22 protein-coding genes and 1 tRNA gene are annotated in these 21,506 nt (G+C 34.8%); 20 read left to right on the top strand and 3 right to left on the bottom strand.

The genetic code is table 11. The annotated features are described in order from the left end of the window. Positions 1-57 precede the first annotated feature (57 nt). From B9N66_RS04495 to B9N66_RS04445, 11 genes are read left to right on the top strand one after another with little or no spacing between them, the layout of a single operon-like run. The gene (locus B9N66_RS04495; RefSeq protein WP_087580065.1) at positions 58-1,578 is read left to right on the top strand and encodes a C4-dicarboxylate ABC transporter; all 1,521 of its coding nucleotides are present in this window, start codon (positions 58-60) and stop codon (positions 1,576-1,578) included. Then, positions 1,575-2,222 (top strand): pilus assembly protein PilO, encoded by a 648-nt coding sequence (locus B9N66_RS04490; RefSeq protein WP_087580064.1) that lies wholly within the window; start codon positions 1,575-1,577, stop codon positions 2,220-2,222. Before B9N66_RS04495 ends, B9N66_RS04490 begins: the two co-directional genes overlap by 4 nt. After that, positions 2,222-2,635, top strand: coding sequence for a hypothetical protein (locus B9N66_RS04485; protein WP_180382063.1), 414 nt, complete (start codon positions 2,222-2,224; stop codon positions 2,633-2,635). The genes B9N66_RS04490 and B9N66_RS04485 overlap by 1 nt, the downstream gene beginning before the upstream one ends. Beyond that, positions 2,613-4,133: a pilus (MSHA type) biogenesis protein MshL gene (gene mshL, locus B9N66_RS04480; RefSeq protein ID WP_087580063.1), complete on the top strand. Its 1,521-nt coding sequence runs from the start codon at positions 2,613-2,615 to the stop codon at positions 4,131-4,133. The genes B9N66_RS04485 and mshL overlap by 23 nt, the downstream gene beginning before the upstream one ends. Further along, entirely contained in the window at positions 4,126-4,953 is an 828-nt protein-coding gene (locus tag B9N66_RS04475) for an ATP-binding protein (protein WP_054196616.1), read from the top strand. The genes mshL and B9N66_RS04475 overlap by 8 nt, the downstream gene beginning before the upstream one ends. Continuing rightward, on the top strand, positions 4,946-5,824 hold the full coding sequence (locus B9N66_RS04470; protein ID WP_087580062.1) for a hypothetical protein: 879 nt from the start codon (positions 4,946-4,948) through the stop codon (positions 5,822-5,824). The genes B9N66_RS04475 and B9N66_RS04470 overlap by 8 nt, the downstream gene beginning before the upstream one ends. Next, on the top strand, positions 5,821-6,360 hold the full coding sequence (locus tag B9N66_RS04465) for a hypothetical protein (RefSeq protein ID WP_087580061.1): 540 nt from the start codon (positions 5,821-5,823) through the stop codon (positions 6,358-6,360). The genes B9N66_RS04470 and B9N66_RS04465 overlap by 4 nt, the downstream gene beginning before the upstream one ends. Before the next feature lie 9 nt (positions 6,361-6,369). Beyond that, entirely contained in the window at positions 6,370-8,121 is a 1,752-nt protein-coding gene (locus tag B9N66_RS04460; protein ID WP_087580060.1) for a GspE/PulE family protein, read from the top strand. Further along, positions 8,118-9,356 carry a type II secretion system F family protein gene (locus tag B9N66_RS04455; protein ID WP_072594213.1) on the top strand — a complete coding sequence of 413 codons (1,239 nt, stop codon included), beginning with the start codon at positions 8,118-8,120 and terminating at the stop codon, positions 9,354-9,356. The genes B9N66_RS04460 and B9N66_RS04455 overlap by 4 nt, the downstream gene beginning before the upstream one ends. A gap of 21 nt (positions 9,357-9,377) precedes the next feature. Continuing rightward, positions 9,378-9,878 carry a PAS domain-containing protein gene (locus B9N66_RS04450; protein ID WP_087580059.1) on the top strand — a complete coding sequence of 167 codons (501 nt, stop codon included), beginning with the start codon at positions 9,378-9,380 and terminating at the stop codon, positions 9,876-9,878. Positions 9,879-9,880: 2 nt separating this feature from the next. Beyond that, on the top strand, positions 9,881-11,140 hold the full coding sequence (locus B9N66_RS04445; RefSeq protein WP_087580058.1) for a methyl-accepting chemotaxis protein: 1,260 nt from the start codon (positions 9,881-9,883) through the stop codon (positions 11,138-11,140). A 9-nt stretch (positions 11,141-11,149) separates the two neighbouring features. On the opposite strand, the gene B9N66_RS04440 is transcribed toward B9N66_RS04445, so the two are convergent. From B9N66_RS04440 to B9N66_RS04430, 3 genes are all read right to left on the bottom strand, one after another. Then, positions 11,150-11,644: a SixA phosphatase family protein gene (locus tag B9N66_RS04440; RefSeq protein ID WP_087580057.1), complete on the bottom strand. Its 495-nt coding sequence runs from the start codon at positions 11,642-11,644 to the stop codon at positions 11,150-11,152. Beyond that, a complete protein-coding gene (locus B9N66_RS04435) occupies positions 11,644-12,453 on the bottom strand; it encodes a ferritin-like domain-containing protein (protein ID WP_087580056.1) in 810 nt (269 codons plus the stop codon). Before B9N66_RS04435 ends, B9N66_RS04440 begins: the two co-directional genes overlap by 1 nt. Positions 12,454-12,561: 108 nt before the next feature. Further along, a complete protein-coding gene (locus tag B9N66_RS04430) occupies positions 12,562-13,242 on the bottom strand; it encodes an NlpC/P60 family protein (protein ID WP_087580055.1) in 681 nt (226 codons plus the stop codon). A 139-nt stretch (positions 13,243-13,381) separates the two neighbouring features. On the opposite strand from B9N66_RS04430, the gene murA reads away from it, so the two are divergent. The 9 genes from murA to speA all read left to right on the top strand — a co-directional run bounded on the left by murA (position 13,382) and on the right by speA (position 21,503). After that, positions 13,382-14,650 (top strand): UDP-N-acetylglucosamine 1-carboxyvinyltransferase, encoded by a 1,269-nt coding sequence (murA, locus tag B9N66_RS04425; protein ID WP_087580054.1) that lies wholly within the window; start codon positions 13,382-13,384, stop codon positions 14,648-14,650. Between the two features lie 2 nt (positions 14,651-14,652). After that, on the top strand, positions 14,653-15,813 hold the full coding sequence (locus B9N66_RS04420; RefSeq protein ID WP_087580053.1) for a molybdopterin molybdotransferase MoeA: 1,161 nt from the start codon (positions 14,653-14,655) through the stop codon (positions 15,811-15,813). Between the two features lie 51 nt (positions 15,814-15,864). After that, positions 15,865-15,939 (top strand) — tRNA-Gly (locus B9N66_RS04415). A gap of 65 nt (positions 15,940-16,004) precedes the next feature. After that, positions 16,005-16,811, top strand: coding sequence for a flagellar basal body P-ring formation chaperone FlgA (gene flgA / locus B9N66_RS04410; protein WP_087580052.1), 807 nt, complete (start codon positions 16,005-16,007; stop codon positions 16,809-16,811). Further along, a complete protein-coding gene (locus tag B9N66_RS04405; protein WP_087580051.1) occupies positions 16,808-17,359 on the top strand; it encodes a UbiX family flavin prenyltransferase in 552 nt (183 codons plus the stop codon). Before flgA ends, B9N66_RS04405 begins: the two co-directional genes overlap by 4 nt. Continuing rightward, positions 17,356-17,826 (top strand): pantetheine-phosphate adenylyltransferase, encoded by a 471-nt coding sequence (coaD, locus tag B9N66_RS04400; protein ID WP_012001782.1) that lies wholly within the window; start codon positions 17,356-17,358, stop codon positions 17,824-17,826. The genes B9N66_RS04405 and coaD overlap by 4 nt, the downstream gene beginning before the upstream one ends. A 1-nt stretch (position 17,827) precedes the next feature. Beyond that, the gene (tmk, locus tag B9N66_RS04395) at positions 17,828-18,415 is read left to right on the top strand and encodes a dTMP kinase (protein WP_087580050.1); all 588 of its coding nucleotides are present in this window, start codon (positions 17,828-17,830) and stop codon (positions 18,413-18,415) included. A gap of 29 nt (positions 18,416-18,444) precedes the next feature. Beyond that, positions 18,445-19,671 (top strand): histidine--tRNA ligase, encoded by a 1,227-nt coding sequence (gene hisS, locus B9N66_RS04390; protein ID WP_087580049.1) that lies wholly within the window; start codon positions 18,445-18,447, stop codon positions 19,669-19,671. After that, positions 19,668-21,503 (top strand): biosynthetic arginine decarboxylase, encoded by a 1,836-nt coding sequence (gene speA / locus B9N66_RS04385; RefSeq protein WP_087580048.1) that lies wholly within the window; start codon positions 19,668-19,670, stop codon positions 21,501-21,503. Before hisS ends, speA begins: the two co-directional genes overlap by 4 nt. The last annotated feature ends 3 nt before the right edge of the window (positions 21,504-21,506 follow it).

The following is a 21,506-nucleotide window of genomic DNA, read 5'->3' as shown; positions in this document are numbered from 1 at the left end:
TTTTATTGTAAAAATATTAAAATACAGCCCAATTAGAGCATTATGAGGTAAATTTTTATGTTAAAGCTTAGAAAAATTAACGATAATCCAATCGTTACGCTAGATCCTTATGAATATGAAGGTTTTAGATTTTCTAATAGCAATGTCGATACGCTAAGTCTTTCAAAGAATATTCTAAAGCGAGACTTCTTTATATCTTATATCGAGTACAAAGATATAATAACAGCTACCATAAACATCTCAAGAACAATAGATGATGAGGATATTGAAAACAATATCTCGATCAAAATTTACGAAGAGCTCTCTCTTGATCCTGCGATTGACTATAAAATAGTTTATTTTGAAAGCAATGTTGAAAAAGAAGACAGAATTTTTAATGTTTTTATTGCTACAAATGAAACGATAAATAAAATTTTTAAAAATATTTCTAAAAGGGTACCTTTTATAGATTATGTCGTTGTAGAGCCACTTTTATATAGTGCTATATATAAAAAAGGCTTGCTTCCTAGCACTCAGAGTGATTGTTTTTTGACATTTAGGGCAGATGAAGCATTTATAAGCATTTATGTAAATGGTGAATACCTTACATCAAGAGGTTTAAGATACACACTAAATTATCTAAAAGATAAATTTATAGAGCAAAGCGGCGAAAGAGTAAGCCTAGAAAGCTTTTTAGACATCCTAAAGACAAGAGGACTTTTAGATAGCAATGAAGAAGGCTTTAGCTACGATCTAAACACTGTTTTTGAGGACTATATATTTTACGTAAATGACACGATAAATGTTGTCAATAGAATCTATGGCATAAATATAAAAAATATCTATATTGACTGCGACTATAAAATAGAGCGTTTTGAGAAATTCATCAATACAAAGCTTGGCACAAATGCTACGAAATTAAATACAAGCACTGTAATAAATTCTAAAAATTTAGCCATTAGCGAACGGCATAATATGATGGCTTTGTATGCAAATTTTTATAAAAAAGAGGCCTTTAATGCTGATTTTAACTTCTCAAATTTGCTTAGGCCTGATCCGTTCACAAAAAGAAAAAGTGGTAAATTTATACTGACATGTGCTGCTGCTTTTTGCCTAAGCATGTCCTATCCACTTTATAATTATATAGCTGGTAGTATTTTAGAAACAGATTCGCAAAGACTAAGCGATGAGCTTGATGTGCTTAATGCACAAGCAGAACAAATAAGAAGCACTCTTGAAAAACTAAAAAAAGAGCAAAATGATATAAAAGGATTAACTGATAAAGAGGAAGAGAAGTTAAATTTTAGAAAAGGGTTGCTTCAAGAAATTGAAAACAAAAAAGATCATTACGTAATGAAAGGTTTAAATCTTTTTGAAATTACCGATATGATAAACAACAATAGCATTTTTATAACAAATATTAAAAATAACGATAAAAATTTAACTGTAACGGTTGTTAGTGATAATGAAAAAAGGATTACGCAGCTAATAAAAGATATTAGCAAGATGCCTAAATATTCAGTAAATACAAAAAAAATTAAAGAAGATAGGCAAAACAACGAGTATGAAAGTAATATAAGTATAGAGATTAGACAATGAGACAAGACGTTTTAAGTAAAATAGATAAGTATTTTGACGCAAAAAAACAAAGCGAAACAAATATAATTTTTTTGGGTTCAGCTTTAATTATTATTTATATTGTTTATATGCTTTGCTTTGATCCGTCGCAAGATTTTTATGATGAAAGATTTAATTCGCATACTAAAATTAGCAATGATCTTTCAAGAACAAGAGATTATTTAAGATCGACCAGCTCACCTAGTGGGAATAAAAATTTTAAAATAAATGAAGAGACCAAGATACTTGAAACGCTTAAAGGCAAATATTCTAGTGTTTTAAAATTTAATGCCCATTTTGACTCAAAGCTAAAAGAACTATCGTTTTTATTATTTAACGATCAAAATTGGGCAAATTTTTTAGACAACATCGTATCTTTAGCAAAGCAAAATAATATAAAAATTTTAGAGTTAAAAAGTGATATAAAAGAGCCAAATTTCCAAAAAATTGAGCAAATTTTAAATATTGACTTGACATTTTTGGGAGGTTTTAAAGATATGCTTTCATATATAAATGGCCTTGAAGAATCAAAGCTAGTGGTTGATCTTCACAAAATGGATGTAAATTCCACCCAAAAAGAGCTTGGCGCTAAGATCTCAATATCTGTTTGGGGGATGGAATACTAATGAAAATAAAAATTTTATTTGCTTTTTTATTTTTAAATATTGCTTTTGCTAATCAGCTTCAAGAGGAAATGGACTCTTATGATAAAATTTTTGAAAAAATAAAGGAAAAAAGAAGCGGTCTTAGTGATATTGAGCTTTCGAGCATAAAAAATCCTTTTAAGCAAGAACCTATCAAGACGGTAACAGATCAAAATTTATCAATTATCACTCAAGTTTCAAAAGGGCTTAGTTTAAAAGCAATTTTATTAAACAAAGCAAATATTGATTCCAAGTGGTATGCTGTCGGTGATATTGTTGATGGTTACAAAATAGCCAACATTACTAGAAATAGTGTTTTTTTAGTAAAAGGCGATGAAAAACAAGAGCTAATTTTAAAAAATGGAAGTAAAAATGTTGAGATTAAGATTAAATAAAATATTAATAATAGGTGCACTCATTTGCTTAAATATGAATTATGCTAGTGCTAATGAGAGTAGTTGTTTAAGCAAGAATTTTAATATGAAAATTTCAGATGATGTTGCACTAGTAGATGTGTTAAATCAGCTTTCAGAGATGTGTAACTTTAGTATTGTTGCAAAGGATACTTATAGCAAGACAGAACTAAAAGATAAAGTTTTTGGTGTTAATATCAGAAATATGAGTCTTAGCGAAGTTTTTGACCTGCTTTTAAGTGAGAAAAATTTAAGCTACGAGTTTTCAAATAATGTATTAAAAATTTCATCTTTAAAAACTCAAATTTTTAAACTAGATTATATAACTTCTATTAGAGAAGGAACTGCTGTCACCCAAGCTTCAGTGGATGCTACTCCATCTGAAATTTCTAGTGGTTCAAGTAGTAGTGATAATCCCCAAGATGATAGTTCTCAAGGCTCAAGTAACCTTATAAAAACAACTGAAAGGTTTGACTTTTGGGAAAAACTAGATGCTGAGCTCAAAGCTATTTTAAATAATAGTAGTGAACATATCACAGCACCTGATCCTATCATAAATCAAAACGCAGGCCTTATCACTGTTACGGCCACTCCTTCTCAACTTAAGCGAGTCGAAAAATATATAGATGAAATGCAAAAAAGACTAAAAAAACAAGTAATTATTGATGTTTCTATTATTTCAGTTGAGTTAAATAATGAATATAAACAAGGCGTTGATTGGAGTAAATTTGAACTTGGATTTAATACATACATTGGCAATTCAAGAAATAATCCTAGCTCAAGTGCTACTTGGACAAATAAAGGAAATAGCCTAAGTGATGGATTTGGACGTACATTAAATATTGCAGCTAATTTAAATTTCAGCCTTGATGGAATGATAAATTTTCTTGAAACAAATGGAAAGACAAAGGTTATATCAAGCCCAAAAGTAACAACACTTAATAATCAGCAAGCACTAATCTCAGTTGGTGATAACATAAACTACCGCGTTCAACAAAAAACTGACAATGGAAACAGCAATAGCGATAGGTTGACAACCACTTACAAACAATACTCTGTTTTTATAGGCATATTATTAAATTTATTACCAGAAGTCTCTGATAATAATAAAATCATGCTTCGAATCAATCCATCACTTAGTAACTTTAAATACGCTGAAGACGACACAAGACAAAATGCGTTAAGAGAGATTGCTCCAGATACCGTACAAAAGAAGCTTTCAACTGTTGTTCAAGTTGATAGCGGTGATACTATTATTCTTGGTGGATTAATAGGCCAGACAAAGGGTAAAAATAATACTTCTGTACCTCTTCTTTCTGATATCCCGCTTATAGGTGGTGTCTTTAAAAGCACAAGAGACAATATAAAAACAACAGAACTTATCTTTGTCATCACTCCTCATGTAGTTGATTTTGACAAAAAAAAGCTACTTAATCAATCATTAAAAGACTTAGGTTTTTCTAAAACGATCTATGAATAACAAGAATATTTATACAGATATAAAAGATATCTTTATCAACGAAGACGAAGTAGCTGATTTTGTTAATCTAGATAACTCAATCACTTGTTACAATAAGATCGTCTCGGCTCTAAAAAAGCCATTAAAGCTTATACTTTTTTATGGCAAGCCTGGCAGTGGAAAGACTTTTTTGCTAAACAAGATAGCCTCTGATCTTCAAAAGGATAAAAAATTAATTTTTTTCCCGCATCCTTTTTTTAGCGAAGCTACATTTATAGAAGCTCTTTGTGAAGATATATACGGAAATAAACTTGATAATATAAATAATTTTGAAAGTTTTGTTGCACACTACTCAAAAGAATTTAAAAATAAAGATGAAATTTTACAAAACCAAATAGTCGTTATCTTGGATGAAGCACAACTTTATCCTACTGAATTGATCGAAAAAATAAGGCTAATGGCCGATACAAGATTATTTAAATTTCTATTTACTATTCATAAAACTGAAAATGAAGATGTGTTAGCAAAGGACTATTTTCAAACTAGAATTTGGGAGAGTATAGAGCTTGGAAGTGCAAACACGAATGAAATCATAGTTTATTTGCAAAGAAAAATAGGACAAAAAGGCTACGATAAATACCTAAATTTTCAGAAAAAAGACTATGACAAAGCCTATGAGCTTTGTTGCGGAAATCTACGCACACTAAATAAAATTATGTATAAATTTTATGAAATTTGTGAATATTACGAACAAAATCAGCCATCAAAATTAAGTAGTGAGGACGCAAATATTAAAATTTTGACAATGTCTGCACTTGATACAGGAATAATTCATGCTTGAATTACAAGAAATTCAAAGGCTAGAAAAGCTTTATGAAGATTACGAAAAAAAGAATAAAAATAGCCTTTTAAAATTGCTGTCAAATAAAAAGCTAAGCCTTTTAATAATTATGATCTCGCTAATTGCTTTTATATTTGGTGCTTTTTTATTTTTCTCAAATGCTAAAAACAAAAAAGAGACAACTAGTACTCCAGCTTTAATTGAGAAAAATTTGACAATACAAACAGATATAAAAGAAAAAAACATAACCTTTTCTGAAACTAATGTCAGCAAAAATATTTTAGAAGATGGCAAACAAAAAAGCGAGCAGGCAAAAGAGAGATTTGAATCAGATAAAAAACAAGATGAGCTTGCTGAGAAAATAGCTAAAAAGCTAGAACAATCCATAAAGCTAAATGAAGACAATAAAGAGCAGACATTAGATAAAAAACAAAGAAGTGGTGGCGGTTGGTTAAAGCTAAATTTACCAACTGAAAATGAGAATATACAAAATGAACAGTCTCTACCAAATGAAGAGGTAATAGAATTAGAACCAAAGGTAAAGCCAAAAATTGATATTCAAATTTCAAGTGAAAACAATGAAATTTCTATGCTAAAAGAAAATTTTAATAAAAGCAAAAATCCAGAAATCGCCCTTAAAATAGCAAGAAAATGCTATCAAGATAAAAGATATAGCGACACTATAAAATGGGCACTATCGGCGAATAATTTAGATAGTAGCATTGAGGAGTCTTGGGTCATGTTTGCTAAGGCAAAATATATGCTAAAACAAAAAGATGACGCATTGCGCGCATTAGAAGAATATAATAAAAATAAAAATAAGCCCGAGATAAATGAGCTAATAAATAAGATAAAAAGTGATACGTTGTGAAATTTTTGCTTGCTATATTTTTATCATTAAATGCCTTTGCGCTTGGAACGGCTGACATTAAGAGTTATTTTGAAAAAGCTGAATATCCTAAAATTTGCAATCAAAAAATACAAGATCTTTTAAAAGATTCACAAAATGAAGAATTTCTTAATATCTTTGGCATATCTTGCTTAAAAACAAATGATATAGACAGGCTCGCTCTTCCAGCAAGCAAGCTATCAGAAACACAAAGCTCAAGAGAGAATGCAGCATATTTTGCTGATATATTGCTTAAAAAAAAGTTACTGCTTCATGCTATCTTGGATGGGGCCGATATAAGCTATATTAGGCTTCCAAAGAGCGATTACATTCTTTCATTTATATTTGATAAATTTGTCAAAAAAGAATACATTGAGGAGCTTGGCGTATTTATTTTTGAAGAGCCAAATTCAGATACAAGATATGAGCTTAGTGCAATAGTTGGCTCAAATTTTGCAAAAATGATTTTAAAAATTTTTAAAAATGACGATCTTACTTCGCAGATTGAGTATAGATAAAGAGAAGAGATGAATAATTTAGAAAATTTAACGCTTAAAACATTAGAGCAACTTAATAAACTAAATGATGAGCAAATTTTAAAGATTATAGAGATAAAAAAGATAAACAAAAAAAGTCTTTTAGCTATTTTGCTTGAAGAAAATATGCTAGAAGAAGAGATTTTTTTTGAAATTCTATCTGATATTTATAGAAGAGGACACACTGACATTGATGAAATTTCGACTAGTCTTCAGATAGATCAAAAGCGCTTTATTCAATACGTATGTGATAAATTTAAAATCACATTTTTTGATCTTGATGATATAGATATCGACTACCGTATCAGCGAAAAGCTAAGCACCTCTCAGCTAAAATCATATAACGCCATCCCTGTAAAAGAAGATGAGATAAGCGTTTATGTAGCTTTTAAAAATCCTTTTGATGTGATCATTCAAGATAAAGTTCAAAATTTATTTAACAGAAAGCTATTAAAAGTAGCTTGCGCAGATCCAGCCCAGATAGAAAAATACATAAACAAAATAGCTCTTAATGAAAGCATAAAGGACGTTATAACAGAGATTAGAAAAGAGCTTTCAAGCTCTAGCAGCCAAGGGCAAAGCACAGAAAGCTCTGGAATTTTAAAACTAATTGAGATAATTTTAAAAACATCTATTCAAAGCAGAGCAAGCGATATTCATATTGAGCCAACTGAGACAAACTGCATCGTAAGAAGCAGGATAGATGGCATGCTAAGCGAGACATTTATATTTGATAAAGATATCTATCCGCCGATGGTAAGCCGTATGAAGCTACTTTCAAACATGGATATCGCGGAGCGCCGCCGCCCACAAGATGGTAGATTTTCAGCTCAAATTTTAGATAAAGAGTACGATTTTCGTATCTCTACACTACCTATTTTAAACGGCGAAAGCATAGTTTTAAGAATTTTGGACAAATCAAAGGTTATCATAAACATTGAAGACCTTGGCATGCATCCAGATAACTTTGCTAAATTTAAAAAGAGTATGAAAGCGCCTTACGGCATTATCCTGGTTACTGGTCCGACAGGATCAGGAAAAACGACTACACTTTATGGTGCATTAAATGATATAAAAAGTGTAAAAACTAAGATTATTACCGTTGAAGATCCGGTTGAGTATCAGCTAAATATGATCCAACAAGTACATGTCAATGAGAAGGCTGGGCTTACTTTTATCTCGGCTCTTCGCTCTATTTTAAGGCAAGATCCAGATATTATCATGATAGGTGAGATCAGAGATCAAGAGACACTTAGGATCGCAATTCAAGCAGCGCTAACTGGACACTTGGTGTTTTCTACACTTCATACAAATGATGCTATTAGTGCTTTACCTCGTATGGTTGATATGGGCATTGAGCCATATTTAGTAAGTGGTGCACTAGTTTGCATTGAGGCTCAAAGGCTTGTAAGAAAGCTTTGCCCGTATTGCAAACAAAAAGTCACACTATCTCAAAAAGCTCTTGATGAGATTAAGAAATTTCTCCCTGAAGATTATCAGTTTTATAAAAGCGTAGGTTGCCAACACTGCTCACAAACTGGATATCTAGGGCGTGAAATGATAAGCGAAATATTATCCATCAGCGATCATATAGCAAGTATCGTAGCAAATAACGCTTCAAAAGAAGAGCTTAAAAAGGCTGCCTATGACGAAGGCTTTATAGATATGTTCCATGATGGCGTTATACGCGCAGCAAATGGTGTAACAACAATCGAAGAAGTATATAGAGTTGCCAAGATATGAAATTTTACGAAATAGAATATATAAAAGATGGCAAACGCCAAAAGATGAGCCTAAAGGCCAATAGCAAAAATGATGTAAAAAATCGTGCAAATATTCAAGGCATGATAGTAAAGATCAAAGAAACTCAGGTTTCAAGTATCAACAATGATTTTTTAGACTTGCAAGAAAAATTTAACAAAATTTTCTCTTCTTCGAAAGTAAAAATTCCAGCTCTAGTCGCTACCATAAGGCAACTTAGCGTTATGACTAATGCTGGTATATCAATACATGATGGCATAAAAGAGACAGCAAATGCTACCGAGGATAAAAGGCTAAAAACAATATTTCAAACATTAGATGAAGACCTAAATCAAGGTGCAAGCTTAACTCAAAGTATAGAAAATTTTCAAGAAGAGCTAGGCGATGTCACTGTTGCTATGGTAAGGCTTGGAGAGAGTACTGGCAATATGGCTGACGCATTATCAAAGCTAGCTTCTATCTTGCAAGAAGTCTGGGATAACCAACAAAAATTTAAAAAAGCCATAAGGTATCCAATAACCGTAATATGCTCTATAATTTTGGCTTTTATTGTGCTCATGACATCAGTTGTTCCACAATTTCGAGAAATTTTTAGCCAGCTTAATGCCGACCTACCACTTCCTACTAAAATTTTACTAAACATTGAATACATAATGAGCAATTACGGCATATATATAATAGTTGTTCTTGTCGCATTTGCTTTTTTGCTAAAAAGGCAATATTCAAATGATGAAAATTTTAGGGATAAGGTCGATAAATATCTACTAAAAGTCTATCTTGTAGGCAAAATAATATTTTTTGCAAATATGAGTAGATTTAATCTAATCTTTACAGAGCTTGTTCGCGCAGGACTTCCTATCGCTGACGCGCTAGATACTGCCGTTGTAACTGTTTCAAATCAAGATATAAGAAATAAGCTAACTGCTGTAAAAGTACTGGTTGGTCGTGGCATAAGCTTAACCGAGGCCTTTAGGCAAACTGGACTTTATGAGGGCATGCTTATACAAATGATAGGAGCTGGCGAACAAAGTGGTAGCTTAGATGACATGACACAAAAAGTTACTGATTATTATAGAGTGAAATTTAATGATATTATTGATAATATTTCAAACTATATTGAGCCGATACTACTAATATTTATCGCGGCTATGGTGCTTTTGCTCGCCCTTGGTATATTTATGCCAATGTGGGATATGGCAAAAGCTGTTAAAAATTAAATCAACATTTAAAGGAGTAAAATGCCTATAGAAAGAGAATATGGCGTTGATGAGAACGCATTTTTAGTTTCAAAAACGGATACAAAAGGAAGGATCACTTATTGCAACGAGCCTTTTTTAAATATCGTAGGAGTAAAACAAGGTGATCTCTTGGGAAAACCACACAATATAATAAGACACACTGATATGCCAAGAGTTATCTTCAAGCTACTTTGGGAACGTATACAAAATAAAGAGGAAATTTTTGCTTTTATTAAAAATAAAACTCTCAATGGTGGATTTTACTGGGTATTTGGCAATATCACAGCCTCACTTGATCAGCAAGATAATATCGTTGGATACTATTCTGTTAGACGTAAGCCAAATGCAAAAGCAATAGAGATCATAAAACCACTTTATGCAAAATTACTTGAGCTAGAACGAGATGGCGGTATTGAAGCATCTAAAAAATATTTATTTAAATTTTTGGAAGAAAAATCAACAAGCTATGATGAATTTATAAACAACTTACAAAGGTTCTAGATATGTTTAAGAAAAAATCAAATGCAATAAATGAGATTTTAAGTGTTGTCAAATCGGCAAGAAATGGCATACTAGAGCCTCGCATTGTAAATGTTGGAGAAAAGGACGAGATGTATGAAGTCGCCCTTGGTATAAATGATTTGCTAGATCAAGTTGAAGCGCTTCAACGTGAAATTTCAACCTCAGTCCAAGCTGCACAAAACTCAAAAACATATAGAAATATATTTGTAGAAGGTTTTAGAGGCGCATTTAAAAGAAATGCTATATCTATGAGCAATGGAGTAATTGGTATAAAAGAAGGACTAAAAAGTAAAATCAGAGGTCTTCTCTCAAGTGAGCTTGACAAACTTGGAAACGGCATAAATGGCATAAATGATGTAAGAGATGATCTAAATGAAAGTATCAAAAATTTAAGCCAAACAGCAACGGATGCTGGACAAACTGCACAAATAGCAAAAGAAAATATGTCAAATATCGTCGAGCTTAGTCAAAACATGGGAGAGCTTGATGGTCTAGTACAAAGCTGCTCGAACGCCACTGGCATGCTAAGCACTAGGGCTTCTGAAATAAGCTCTGTTTTAAATTTAATAAAAGATATTGCCGATCAAACAAATCTACTTGCTCTTAACGCCGCCATTGAAGCTGCTCGTGCAGGAGAGCACGGACGTGGTTTTGCGGTAGTTGCTGATGAAGTAAGAAAGCTAGCTGAAAACACACAAAAAGCCGCTAGCGACATAGAAGTCAATATAAAAACACTTCAGCAAGAGGTAAATGACATCGATGAAAATTCTAAAAAAATCGATGAAATTTCTAAACTAACGACACAAAATGTAGAAAATTTCAAAAAGGTATTGAGCGAGTTTAATGCAAACGCACAAAATACTGCTCAAACATCAAAATATGTCGAAAATAAAACCTTTGCCATAATTGCAAAAATTTCGCAAATCGCTTATAAAACCAAAGTGTACTCTGATCTTATAAACGAGCAAGGATACAGTGAGGAAATACGTAATTTAGCGCAGAGCCTGCTAGATTGGTATGAGAACGAGAGTATAAGTGAACACAAGCAAAACAAAAATTTTGATAAGTCAAAAGAGCTTACAGCGTCGCTAAATAATGAAATCAAACTCTTGCTCGAGAAGTCAGCCTCTGGCTATAACGAACAAAATTTGAATTACTTTGTTGATAAGTCTAAGAAAATAGAAGATCTAAGCGAGCAAATTTTTACTTCGTATAACGAAATTTTTAAAGATAAAAACTGAAGTGTTAAATTATCTTTGATGTTTTTTAGGGTGGTCAAAAAATAACGCTTTTGCACCACCCTCTTTCAACTCACTAAATTTACATCCAAACTCAACGCAAAATATTCCAGAAGTTGGGATATTATCTATTGACGAATCGCTTAAATACTCGCAAATTTCAGTTATACTTGGATTGTGCGTGATGATAAAAATTTCATCCAAACTCTCATCTATATTTTTGACAAATTTTAAAAGATCTTCAAAGCTTATATCATAAAGCTCATCTATAAGATCGATCTCTTCTTTAAATTTTAAAGTTTTAGCGATAATCTTTGCTGTTTGCTCGCATCTTTTGGCACTACTAGAAAAGATAGCCCCTGGCATCACATCATATATTTTTAGTCTGTTTGCCATAAATTTAGCGTCTTCTTTGCCTTTTTGACTAAGCTCCCTTAAGGCATCTTTAGCTCCATCCTTATTCTCATCAACCGCTTTTGAATGTCTTATGAAATAAATTTTACTCACTATCTCTCCTTTGAGAAATTCTTTATCAAGCAAAGCTCTTCTTTACTAAATCCAGCTTTTAAGCGATCTTGCTCATTGATCTCTCTAACATTTTTAAATGAATTTGGATACAAACTTAAGATAATGTCAAAGTAGCTATTTTCGTCAATACCCTCTTTGTTACAAGCAAACTTAAACCACTTATCGCCCTTATAAACGTGAGAAACTTCCTCTTTTAATATGACTTTTAGGCACTCAATGAGCTCTTCTTGCCCGCCCTCAGCTTCTAGTCTTTTGATGATGTGAGCGTTTGCATCAAGCCCATTTGCCTCCATATATCTTGGCAGTAGCGCCATACGACTAGTTAGACTACTTGAAGTCTTTTGAAGTGCGATAAAAAGCCCATCATGCACACTTAGCTCGCCGTATCTACCGCCTTGTTTTAAGAGCAAATTTTCTATCATGCAAAAGTGTCTGATCTCATCTTCAGCTACTTCTAGCCAGTCTTCATAAAATTCTCTTGGCAAATTTCTAAATCTATAACAAGCATCAAGCGCGATGTCAATAGCACTAAATTCAATATGAGCTACCGAATGGATAAAATTTAAATTTTTATCCATTGGCTTTACTTTTTTGTTTAACTCTTTCATGCTAACTACTTCACAAAATTTTGCATAGCTAGGCATTATTAGCTCATTTGGCTTAGAGCTTTCACAAAAATTTATATTAAAATCTCGTTTAAATTTCTCATAAAATAGTTCAAATTTTAAAAATTTAAGCTCAATCTCGCCTTCATTTAAAATTTCCCAAATTTCATCGTAAAAATTCATATTTTCTCTTTATATAAATCTGTATTTACGAGTGTAAATTTATATAAATAATGCTTAAAATTTGAGCCTAGTATTTGTTTTAAAAGGTCTTTAGTAAAAATTTCTGATTTATTTTGCTTTGCCATATCCAGCAAATCTATTTGCTGCCAAGCAACTTGAGTTTGAACATCTTACAAGGTAGCTATTTATCTCTTGATTTCCTTTTAGATGCACGTTTTTTTGTTTTAGATTCATATAGCTATGAATTATCTTTCCGCCAGAATTATGTATAAATTTTACTGTCTCATCGCCAAGAACAGCCGTAACTATGCCAACATGAGTGATATTTTTCTTATCTTTATTTTTCTGAACACCCTTGCCAAGAGTATTTGAGAAAAATACAAGATCGCCTATTTTTGGATTTTTATGAGTAATTAAATTTTTACTTTCATAAAAATTATAGATCGCTTTTGACTTTCTACCGCCATTATCGTAGTAGCGATTTATTATCTTTTCATCAAAATACATATTTTGATACTTTGCATTTACGATAGAAACGAATCCTGAGCAATCACCGCCAGCTCTTGTATTTAGGTATTTTTTAAAAAAAGAACCAAATTTTTTATCTTCTCTATCATTATCTTCATCTATGATTTCACCAATCATTTGCTCACTAAAATCAACGCTTGAAGTTACGGTCTGATTTGTTTCATTTTGCGGAGTTGTCGGTTGATTAGAGGTAAAAGAACAACCTGTAAAAAATATAATGCTAAGTATAAAAAAGATTTTTTTATTTATTGAATTTGACATATTTATATCCAAAATTTTAGTGTTTGCAATTTTAACTTTTAAACGTAAATGAACCGGAAATAGTGCTTTGCTTTCTTTATTCTAAGTTAAAAAGCAATATAATATCGGCAAAAAACATATTTTCTTAAGGCAAAAAACAATGATGCACTATTTAAAGATAAAAGGAAATGCCAAATTAAGTGGCGAAGTAAAAATAAGCGGTGCTAAAAATGCTGCTCTACCTATTATCGCCCTAACCTTACTCGCAAAAAAAAGTGTAAATTTAACAAATATCCCAAATGTTGCTGATATAAAAACGCTTTGCCAACTGCTAACTAATCTAGGAGCAAGGTGCGAATTTAAAGATAAAAATTCACTAAGCATAGACACAAGCAGTGTAAGCTCGACGACTGCAAACTATGACATCGTTAGAAAGATGAGAGCATCAATCTTAACGCTTGGACCGCTTCTTGCACGTTTTGGCCACTGCGAAGTGAGCCTTCCTGGAGGCTGTGCGATCGGACAAAGACCAATAGACCTGCACCTAAGTGCACTTGAGAAAATGGGCGCAAATATCGAAATAAAGCAAGGCTACGTCATTGCAACAGCACCAAATGGACTAAAAGGTGCAAAAATCGTTTTTGATAAGATCACTGTAACTGGCAGCGAAAATATCATCATGGCTGCAGCCCTAGCTTACGGTACGACAGAGCTTTTTAACGTCGCACTTGAGCCTGAAGTAGTGCAAATTTGTGAAATTTTGGCAAAAAGTGGCGTTAAAATAGAAGGCATCGGCACAAGTGAACTAAAGATAACCGGAAGCGGTCAAAAATTACTTGAAATTTGCGATATTGAAGTCATCCCTGATAGGATCGAAGCTGGCACTTACCTTTGTGCTGGAGCTATAACAAATAGCGAAATTTCAGTCACAAAGGCAAATGCAGCCCATATGACAGCCATTTTAAATAAATTTGAAGAGATGGGCTTTGGTATCGAAGTAGACGGCGACAAGATCACGATATTGCCAGCAAAAGAGATAAAACCAGTGGAGATAAGAACCACCGAGTATCCGGGCTTTCCAACAGATATGCAAGCTCAATTTATGGCACTTTGCCTTGCAGCAAATGGCGTTAGCACGATAGATGAGAGACTTTTTGAAAACCGCTTTATGCACGTTAGCGAGCTTGCTAGAATGGGAGCGGATATTAAATTAAATGGGCATATTGCAAGCGTTTATGCGCCAGCTAAGCTAAATGCAGCCGATGTAATGGCGACAGATCTTAGAGCCAGCTCAGCGCTGATACTAGCCGCTCTTATAGCAAATGGCGAAAGCTTGGTACATAGAATTTATCACCTTGATAGAGGATATGAAAATTTAGAAGAGAAATTTCAAGGCCTTGGTGCAAATATTATTAGGCTTGAGGAGTAAAAATGCTACTAAATGATGCATTAGATGCGCTTAAATCTAAATTTAAATTAAAAATAGATAGTGAAATTTTACCTATCAGCATGGCTCCTGGTAAAACATTGGCAAATGATGTAGTGGCGGTAAAAGACTTGCCATGTTTTGATAACTCTGCGCTTGATGGCTTTGCTGTGAAATTTGAAGATAAAGATAAGCCATATAAAATAGTTGCAAGTGCCTTTGCAGGCGATAAAGAGCAGCTAAGCATCGGCAAAAATGAGTGCGTTAAGATAATGACTGGTGCGAAGATGCCAAAGGGTGCTGATACAATCATAAAGATTGAAGATTGTGTTGTTGATGGAAATTTTATAAAAGCACCAAATAATCTTAAAAAAGGTGATGGGTATCGCTTTAAAGGCGAAGAGGTAAAGATTGGTGAAATTTTGCTAAAAAGTGGCGAGGTCTTAAACACTAGAGGCATAATGATGTTAGCAGCACAGGGCATAAGTTTTATAAATGTAAAAAAACAGCCTAGCATTGGAATTTATTCAAGTGGAAACGAGATCATCGAGCCTTGGCAAAGAGCAAGCGAGGATGAAATTTACAATGCAAATGCCTTTGGCATCGCTGTACTTTTAAGATCTATTGGACAAGATAGCTCATATCTTGGCATCATAAAAGATGAGCTAAGTGCTGTCAAACAGGCATTTTTAAACACTGCAAACTACGACATCGTTATCTGCTCTGGTGGAGCAAGTGCTGGTGAGGCTGACTATATGAAAATAGCTCTAAGTGAGCTTGGATACAATGAAATTTTTTCGCATATTGATATAAGACCTGGCAAACCTTGCAAGGCTTATGAAAAAGATGGCAAACTAGTCTTTGTGCTCCCTGGAAATCCAATGGCAGCTTATGTTTGCATGATGATGCTTGTTTTGCCTCTTTTAAAAGAGGATTGCTTTGTGATGCAAAATGCTATAAATGCACAAAGTTTAAAGGTAAAATCAGGTAGGACCAATACAATTTTTGGAAATATTGAAAATGATAAATTTATAGCAACAAATGGTGGAAAATACGGCTCTGGCATGATAGATCATATTTTAAAAAGCACTTTTATGTTTTTAACTAGCCCAGATCAAAGCGAAATTTTGCAAAATAGTGAAATTTCTCTTATAAAACTTCCATAAAATCTTGACAAATGAAAAACAATCTGATAGAATGCGGACTTCATTTTGACTGCGGGAATAGCTCAGGGGTAGAGCACAACCTTGCCAAGGTTGGGGTCGCGAGTTCGAATCTCGTTTCCCGCTCCATCTTTTTTATACTCATTTTTTTATTTTCCACAAAACTTTTTGCAAATGAAGTCAGCATTTATCCAATGTATTGCGTTCTAAATGATCAAATTTCGCTTAGTACTTTTGGCTTTGATGGCGAAGACAATGAAATTTTAAACTTAGAGGGCAAAAGAGCCGCCAAGATAGATAGCAAAAAACTCTATGAAATTCTAACAGCAAATTTTAAAACATATAAAGACAAAAGCGGCGGAAGCGTAGCTTTTGTAAAAAACTGCTCTATCATGGATGAGATTCAAATGCAATTTTTAAGATCGATTAGCGATGAATATCCTGGTATCAGCATAAGTGACCTTAGTATTAGCCCACAAAATAAGATTCCAGCAAATTTCAAAGAACTCGTCCTAAAAAATATCTTTTTAGGTGATCAAAATAGTCAAAAAGGTACATTTAGAGCATCATTTGAGGATGTTGATCTGAGTCTAAAAAGCATCTATTTTAAATTTAGCTTTAACGCTAAGATGCCAGCCTTCATAGCAATAAATTCAATGAATACAAACCATATTTTAAGCCTGCTTGACTATCAGCCAACGATGATTGAGTTTGGCAAATGGCCAAAAGATGCACTTTCTAACTCAAATAGCTTAGCTCTTATAACAAAAGTGCAGATAAAAAGCGGTGAAATTTTAACCAAGCGTCAGTTTAACGCCATAAGCTTAGTAAAAAAAGGTCAAATGCTAAATGCAGTTTTGAGCGAGGATGGCGTTAAGATAATAGCTGAAGTAAAGGCACTTGAGGATGGAAATTTAGGTGATATGATAAAGATAAGAACAAAAGATAATAAAATTTTAGAGGCCACAGTTTCAGGCAAAGATAAGGCAGTGATAAGATGAAAAAGATAGTATTTGCAGCCACTGGAGCAAGTGGGGCTGGACTTTTTCTAAAGCTAGTAAATGTCGCCAAAGATAGTTGCGAGGCACATATCATAGTTAGTAAAAATGCCATGAAGGTTTTGGAGGCTGAGGAAAATTTAAAGCTAAATTTAAATGATCTTGGCGTAAAAATTTATGATGATCAAGACCTTAGCGCTGGTCCTGCTTCAGGCTCATTTGGCACATCAGCGATGATCATAGCGCCCTGCTCTACCAACACACTAGCAAAAGTTGCAAACGGCATAAGCGACACGCTCATTACAAGGGCCGCAAGTGTCGCACTAAAAGAGAAACAAAGGCTAGTTTTGGGAGTTAGAGAGATGCCGTTTTCCACGATCACACTTTCTCAGATGCAGCTGCTCTCATCTCTTGGGGCCATCATCGCGCCGCCAGTTTTGGGCTACTACGCAGACATAAAAAGCCTTGATGATATGGAAAATTTTATCATCGGCAAGTGGCTTGATGCCTTAAAAATCGAAAATAATCTTTACAAAAGGTGGCAAATTTGAAAAAATCTTGCATCTATCCAGGAACATTTGACCCCATAACAAACGGCCATTTAGACGTCATCATAAGAGCTACAAAAATTTTTGACAAGGTAATCGTCGCAGTTGCAAAAAGTGACAGCAAACAGCCAATGTTCGCACATGAAAAGCGCATAGAGATGGCAAAAGAGGCAGTTTGCGAGCTAAAAAATGTAAGCGTTCTTGGCTTTGATAACTTGCTTGTTGATTTTGCTAAATCGCACGGCATAAACACCGTCATCAGGGGGCTTCGTGCGGTTAGTGACTTTGAGTATGAGCTACAAATCGGCTACGCAAACGCTGCACTCTGGGACGAATTTGAGACGGTTTATCTTATGCCAAGCTTAAATAACGCCTTTATCTCAAGCTCGATCGTCCGCTCAGTCTTGCGACACGACGGCGATGTGAGCAACCTAGTGCCAGCAAAAATTCTAAAAAATTTAAAGGCCTAAAATGTATGTTTTGTTTGAAGGCATTGACGGCGTTGGCAAGAGCACGCAGATAGAAATTTTAGCTTCTAAATTTAGTGATGCCATCGTCACAAAAGAGCCAGGCGGCACGCAGCTTGGTGAAAATTTACGAGAAATTTTACTAAGCTCAAGCATAAAAATAGGCAAAAGGGCTGAAATTTTACTCTTTTTAGCTGACAGGGCTGAGCATTTTGAAAAGCTGGTTGCTCCAAATTTAAGTAAGCTCATTTTAAGCGACAGAGGCTTTATCTCTGGCATCGCCTACGCTTTGGCAAATGATGAAAACTTAGATGAAAACGTGCTTTTAGAGCTTAATAAATTTGCACTAAATGATAAATTTGCAGACAAGATCATCTTTTTTGAAGCAAGCCGTGAGCTTATAAGCACGCGCTTAAAAGCAAGAGGCACAAGCGATAAGATCGAGGCTCGTGGGCTAGAGTATCTTTTAAAAGTGCAAAGTTTGATGAAGCAAATTCTTATCAAAAATGGCTTTGAAACGCTTTTTATAGACGCATCTAAAAGCATAGAGCTAATTTCAAAAGAGATAGAAAATTTTATAAATTTTAAGTAAAATCACAAAAAATAAAAAAGGATAATGCGATGATAACGGCACTTCGTGGCATGAAAGATATGCTTCCAGCTCGCGCAAAACTTTACGCACAGATAATCAAAACCTGCGAGGAAGTCGCAAAAAACTACGGATATGAGCAAATTTTGACCCCACACCTCGAGGAGACGGCGCTTTTTAAAAGAAGTGTCGGCGAGAGCAGTGACATCGTGGGCAAAGAGATGTATCAGTTTGAAGACAAAGGCGGCAACGATGTTTGCTTGCGTCCTGAGGGCACGGCTGGCGTGGTTAGAGCCTTTATCGAGGCAAAACTTGACAGGGCAAACGTGACAAAACGCTGCTTTTATCATGGCTCGATGTTTCGCTACGAGCGCCCACAAAAAGGCCGCTTAAGGGAGTTTCATCAGTTTGGCTGTGAGTGCTTTGGCGAGGGCAGCGTCTATGAGGATGCGAGCATTATCTTGATGGTGAGCGAAATTTTTAATAGGCTAAATATAAAAACAACCCTAAAGATTAACTCGCTTGGCGACGAGAGCTCGATGAAGTCTTACAAAGCAAAGCTTGTCAAATTTCTAGATGAAAATGACGATAAAATTTGCGAAGATTGCAAAAGACGCAAGCTCTTAAACCCTATCCGCGTGCTTGACTGTAAGATAGAAAGCTGCCAAGAAATTTACAAAAATGCCCCAGTTATCACTGATAGCTTAAGCGATGAGGCGCAGGCTGACTTTGAAAAACTGCAAGAAATTTTAACGGCAAATGGCGTTAAATTTGAGATAGATACCAAGCTCGTTCGTGGGCTAGACTACTACTGCAAGACGGCGTTTGAGTTTATTAGCAATGAGATCGGCTCACAAAGTGCAGTCGCAGGTGGCGGCAGATACGACAGGCTCGTAGAGTACCTTGGCGGTAGAGCAAGTTATGGCGTTGGATTTGCGATGGGCGTTGAGAGGATAATGGAAATTTTAGGTGAAGCTGAGGATGAGCGAGCTGGAGTTTATCTTTGCGCGCTTGATGCGACGAATTTAGACTTTGTCTATGCGCTTGGCTCAAAGCTTCGCAAAAAATATCAGGTTGAAATTTCTTATGAAGCTAAAAAGCTTCAAAAACATCTGCAAAATGCCGACTCAAAAAAGGCGAAAATTTTCCTTTGTGTGGGCGAAAACGAGATGAAAGAGAATAAAATTTGGTATAAAAATTTAGAGACCAAAGACGAAAAAACGATAAATTTAGATGAGCTTGAAAAGGAGCTGGGATGAATGATTTTGGACTTAGCATTTGGGGCAATTCAAATTTTGTTATAGAAGATGGCAAAGTCTGTATAAATGCAGCCAGCAAACCAGCGATCATTGACATCGTAAAAGAGATAAGAGATGACGGCTACAGAGGGCCACTGCTGCTTCGCTTTCCGCATCTTATCCAAAAGCAGATCGAGCAGATCCACGCAAGCTTTGCAAAAGCAAAGAAAGAATTTGCCTACAAAGGCAGCTTTAATGCCGTATTTCCACTTAAGGTCAATCAATATCCTGGCTTTGTAAAAAATTTAGTCCGCCTTGGCAAACCCTACAACTACGGCCTTGAAGCTGGCAGTAAGGCTGAGTTACTTTTAACTATGGCTTACAATAACGAAAAAGCTCCCATAACCGTAAATGGTTTTAAAGATAAAGAGATGATAAATATAGGCTTTATCGCCGCTGAAATGGGGCACAACATCACACTAACGATTGAAGGCTTAAACGAGCTTGAAGCGATAATCGCCATCGCAAAAGAGCGCTTTAAACCAAAACCAAAGATCGGACTTAGAGTAAGACTACACTCGACAGGATCGGGGCTTTGGGCTAAAAGTGGTGGCATACACTCTAAATTTGGCCTAACATCAACCGAGCTGATAGAAGCTGTAAAGATGCTAAAAAAGGCAAATTTACTTGAAAACTTCACAATGATACACTTTCACATCGGCTCTCAAATAAGCGAGATCCATCCGCTCAAAAAGGCACTCATTGAAGCTGGTAACATCTACGCTGAGCTTAGAAAAATGGGTGCCTCAAATTTAAAAGCTATAAATTTAGGTGGTGGTCTTGCGATAGAATACTCGCAGTTTAAAGAAGAAAGCAGCAGAAACTACACACTAAACGAATATGCAAACGACGTTGTTTATATGCTTAAAACCATAAGTGAGCAAAAAAAGGAGATCGAGCCAGATATTTTCATAGAGTCGGGTCGCTACATCGCCGCTTCTCACGCACTTTTGGTCGCTCCTGTGCTTGAGCTATTTTCTCAAGAATACACCGAAGAGAAGCTAAATTTAAAGAAAAACAATCCAAATTTAATAACCGAGCTAGTCGATCTTTATAAATCAATCAAACCTTCAAACGCCCTAGAATACCTGCACGACGCCATCCATCACACAGAAAGCGTTTTAACACTCTTTGATCTAGGCTATGTCGATCTTCAAGATAGATCAAACGCAGAGGTGCTTTTAAGGCTAATTAGTAAAAAGGCTGTCGTGATGCTTGGCAACAAGAGCAACTCAAGCGATCTGGCCAAAATTCAAAAAGAGGTCCAAGAGAGATACCTACTAAATTTTTCAATCTTTCAAAGCTTGCCTGACTTTTGGGGGCTAAAGCAAAATTTCCCTATCATGCCACTTGATAGGCTTGATGAACGCCCTACTTTGCCAGCTTCGATCTGGGACATCACCTGCGATAGCGACGGCGAGATCAGCTATGACGATGAGAAAAACCCACTGCTTTTGCACGACGTGGATGTGGAGAAGGAGGATTATTTCTTGGGATTTTTCCTAGTTGGCGCATATCAAGAGGTGATCGGCATGAAGCATAACCTCTTTACTCATCCAACAGAAGCTACGATTGAGATAACAAGTGATGGCTACAAGATTACAAATTTACTAGAGAGCCAGTCGATCCTTGATATCATGGAGGACATGGACTACGATATCTATGAGATCCAAGACACTCTAAATGAGCGCTTAGAGAAATCAACTCTGATAAACGAAACACAAAAGAAGCAAATTTTGGGCGAACTTTATCTATTTTTAAATGATAATAGCTACTTAAAGACAATCAACTAAAAA

The sequence above is a fragment of the Campylobacter concisus genome (assembly GCF_002165775.1).
Classification (GTDB): Bacteria; Campylobacterota; Campylobacteria; order Campylobacterales; family Campylobacteraceae; genus Campylobacter_A; species Campylobacter_A concisus_E.
This window is presented reverse-complemented; position numbering and strand designations above follow the sequence as displayed.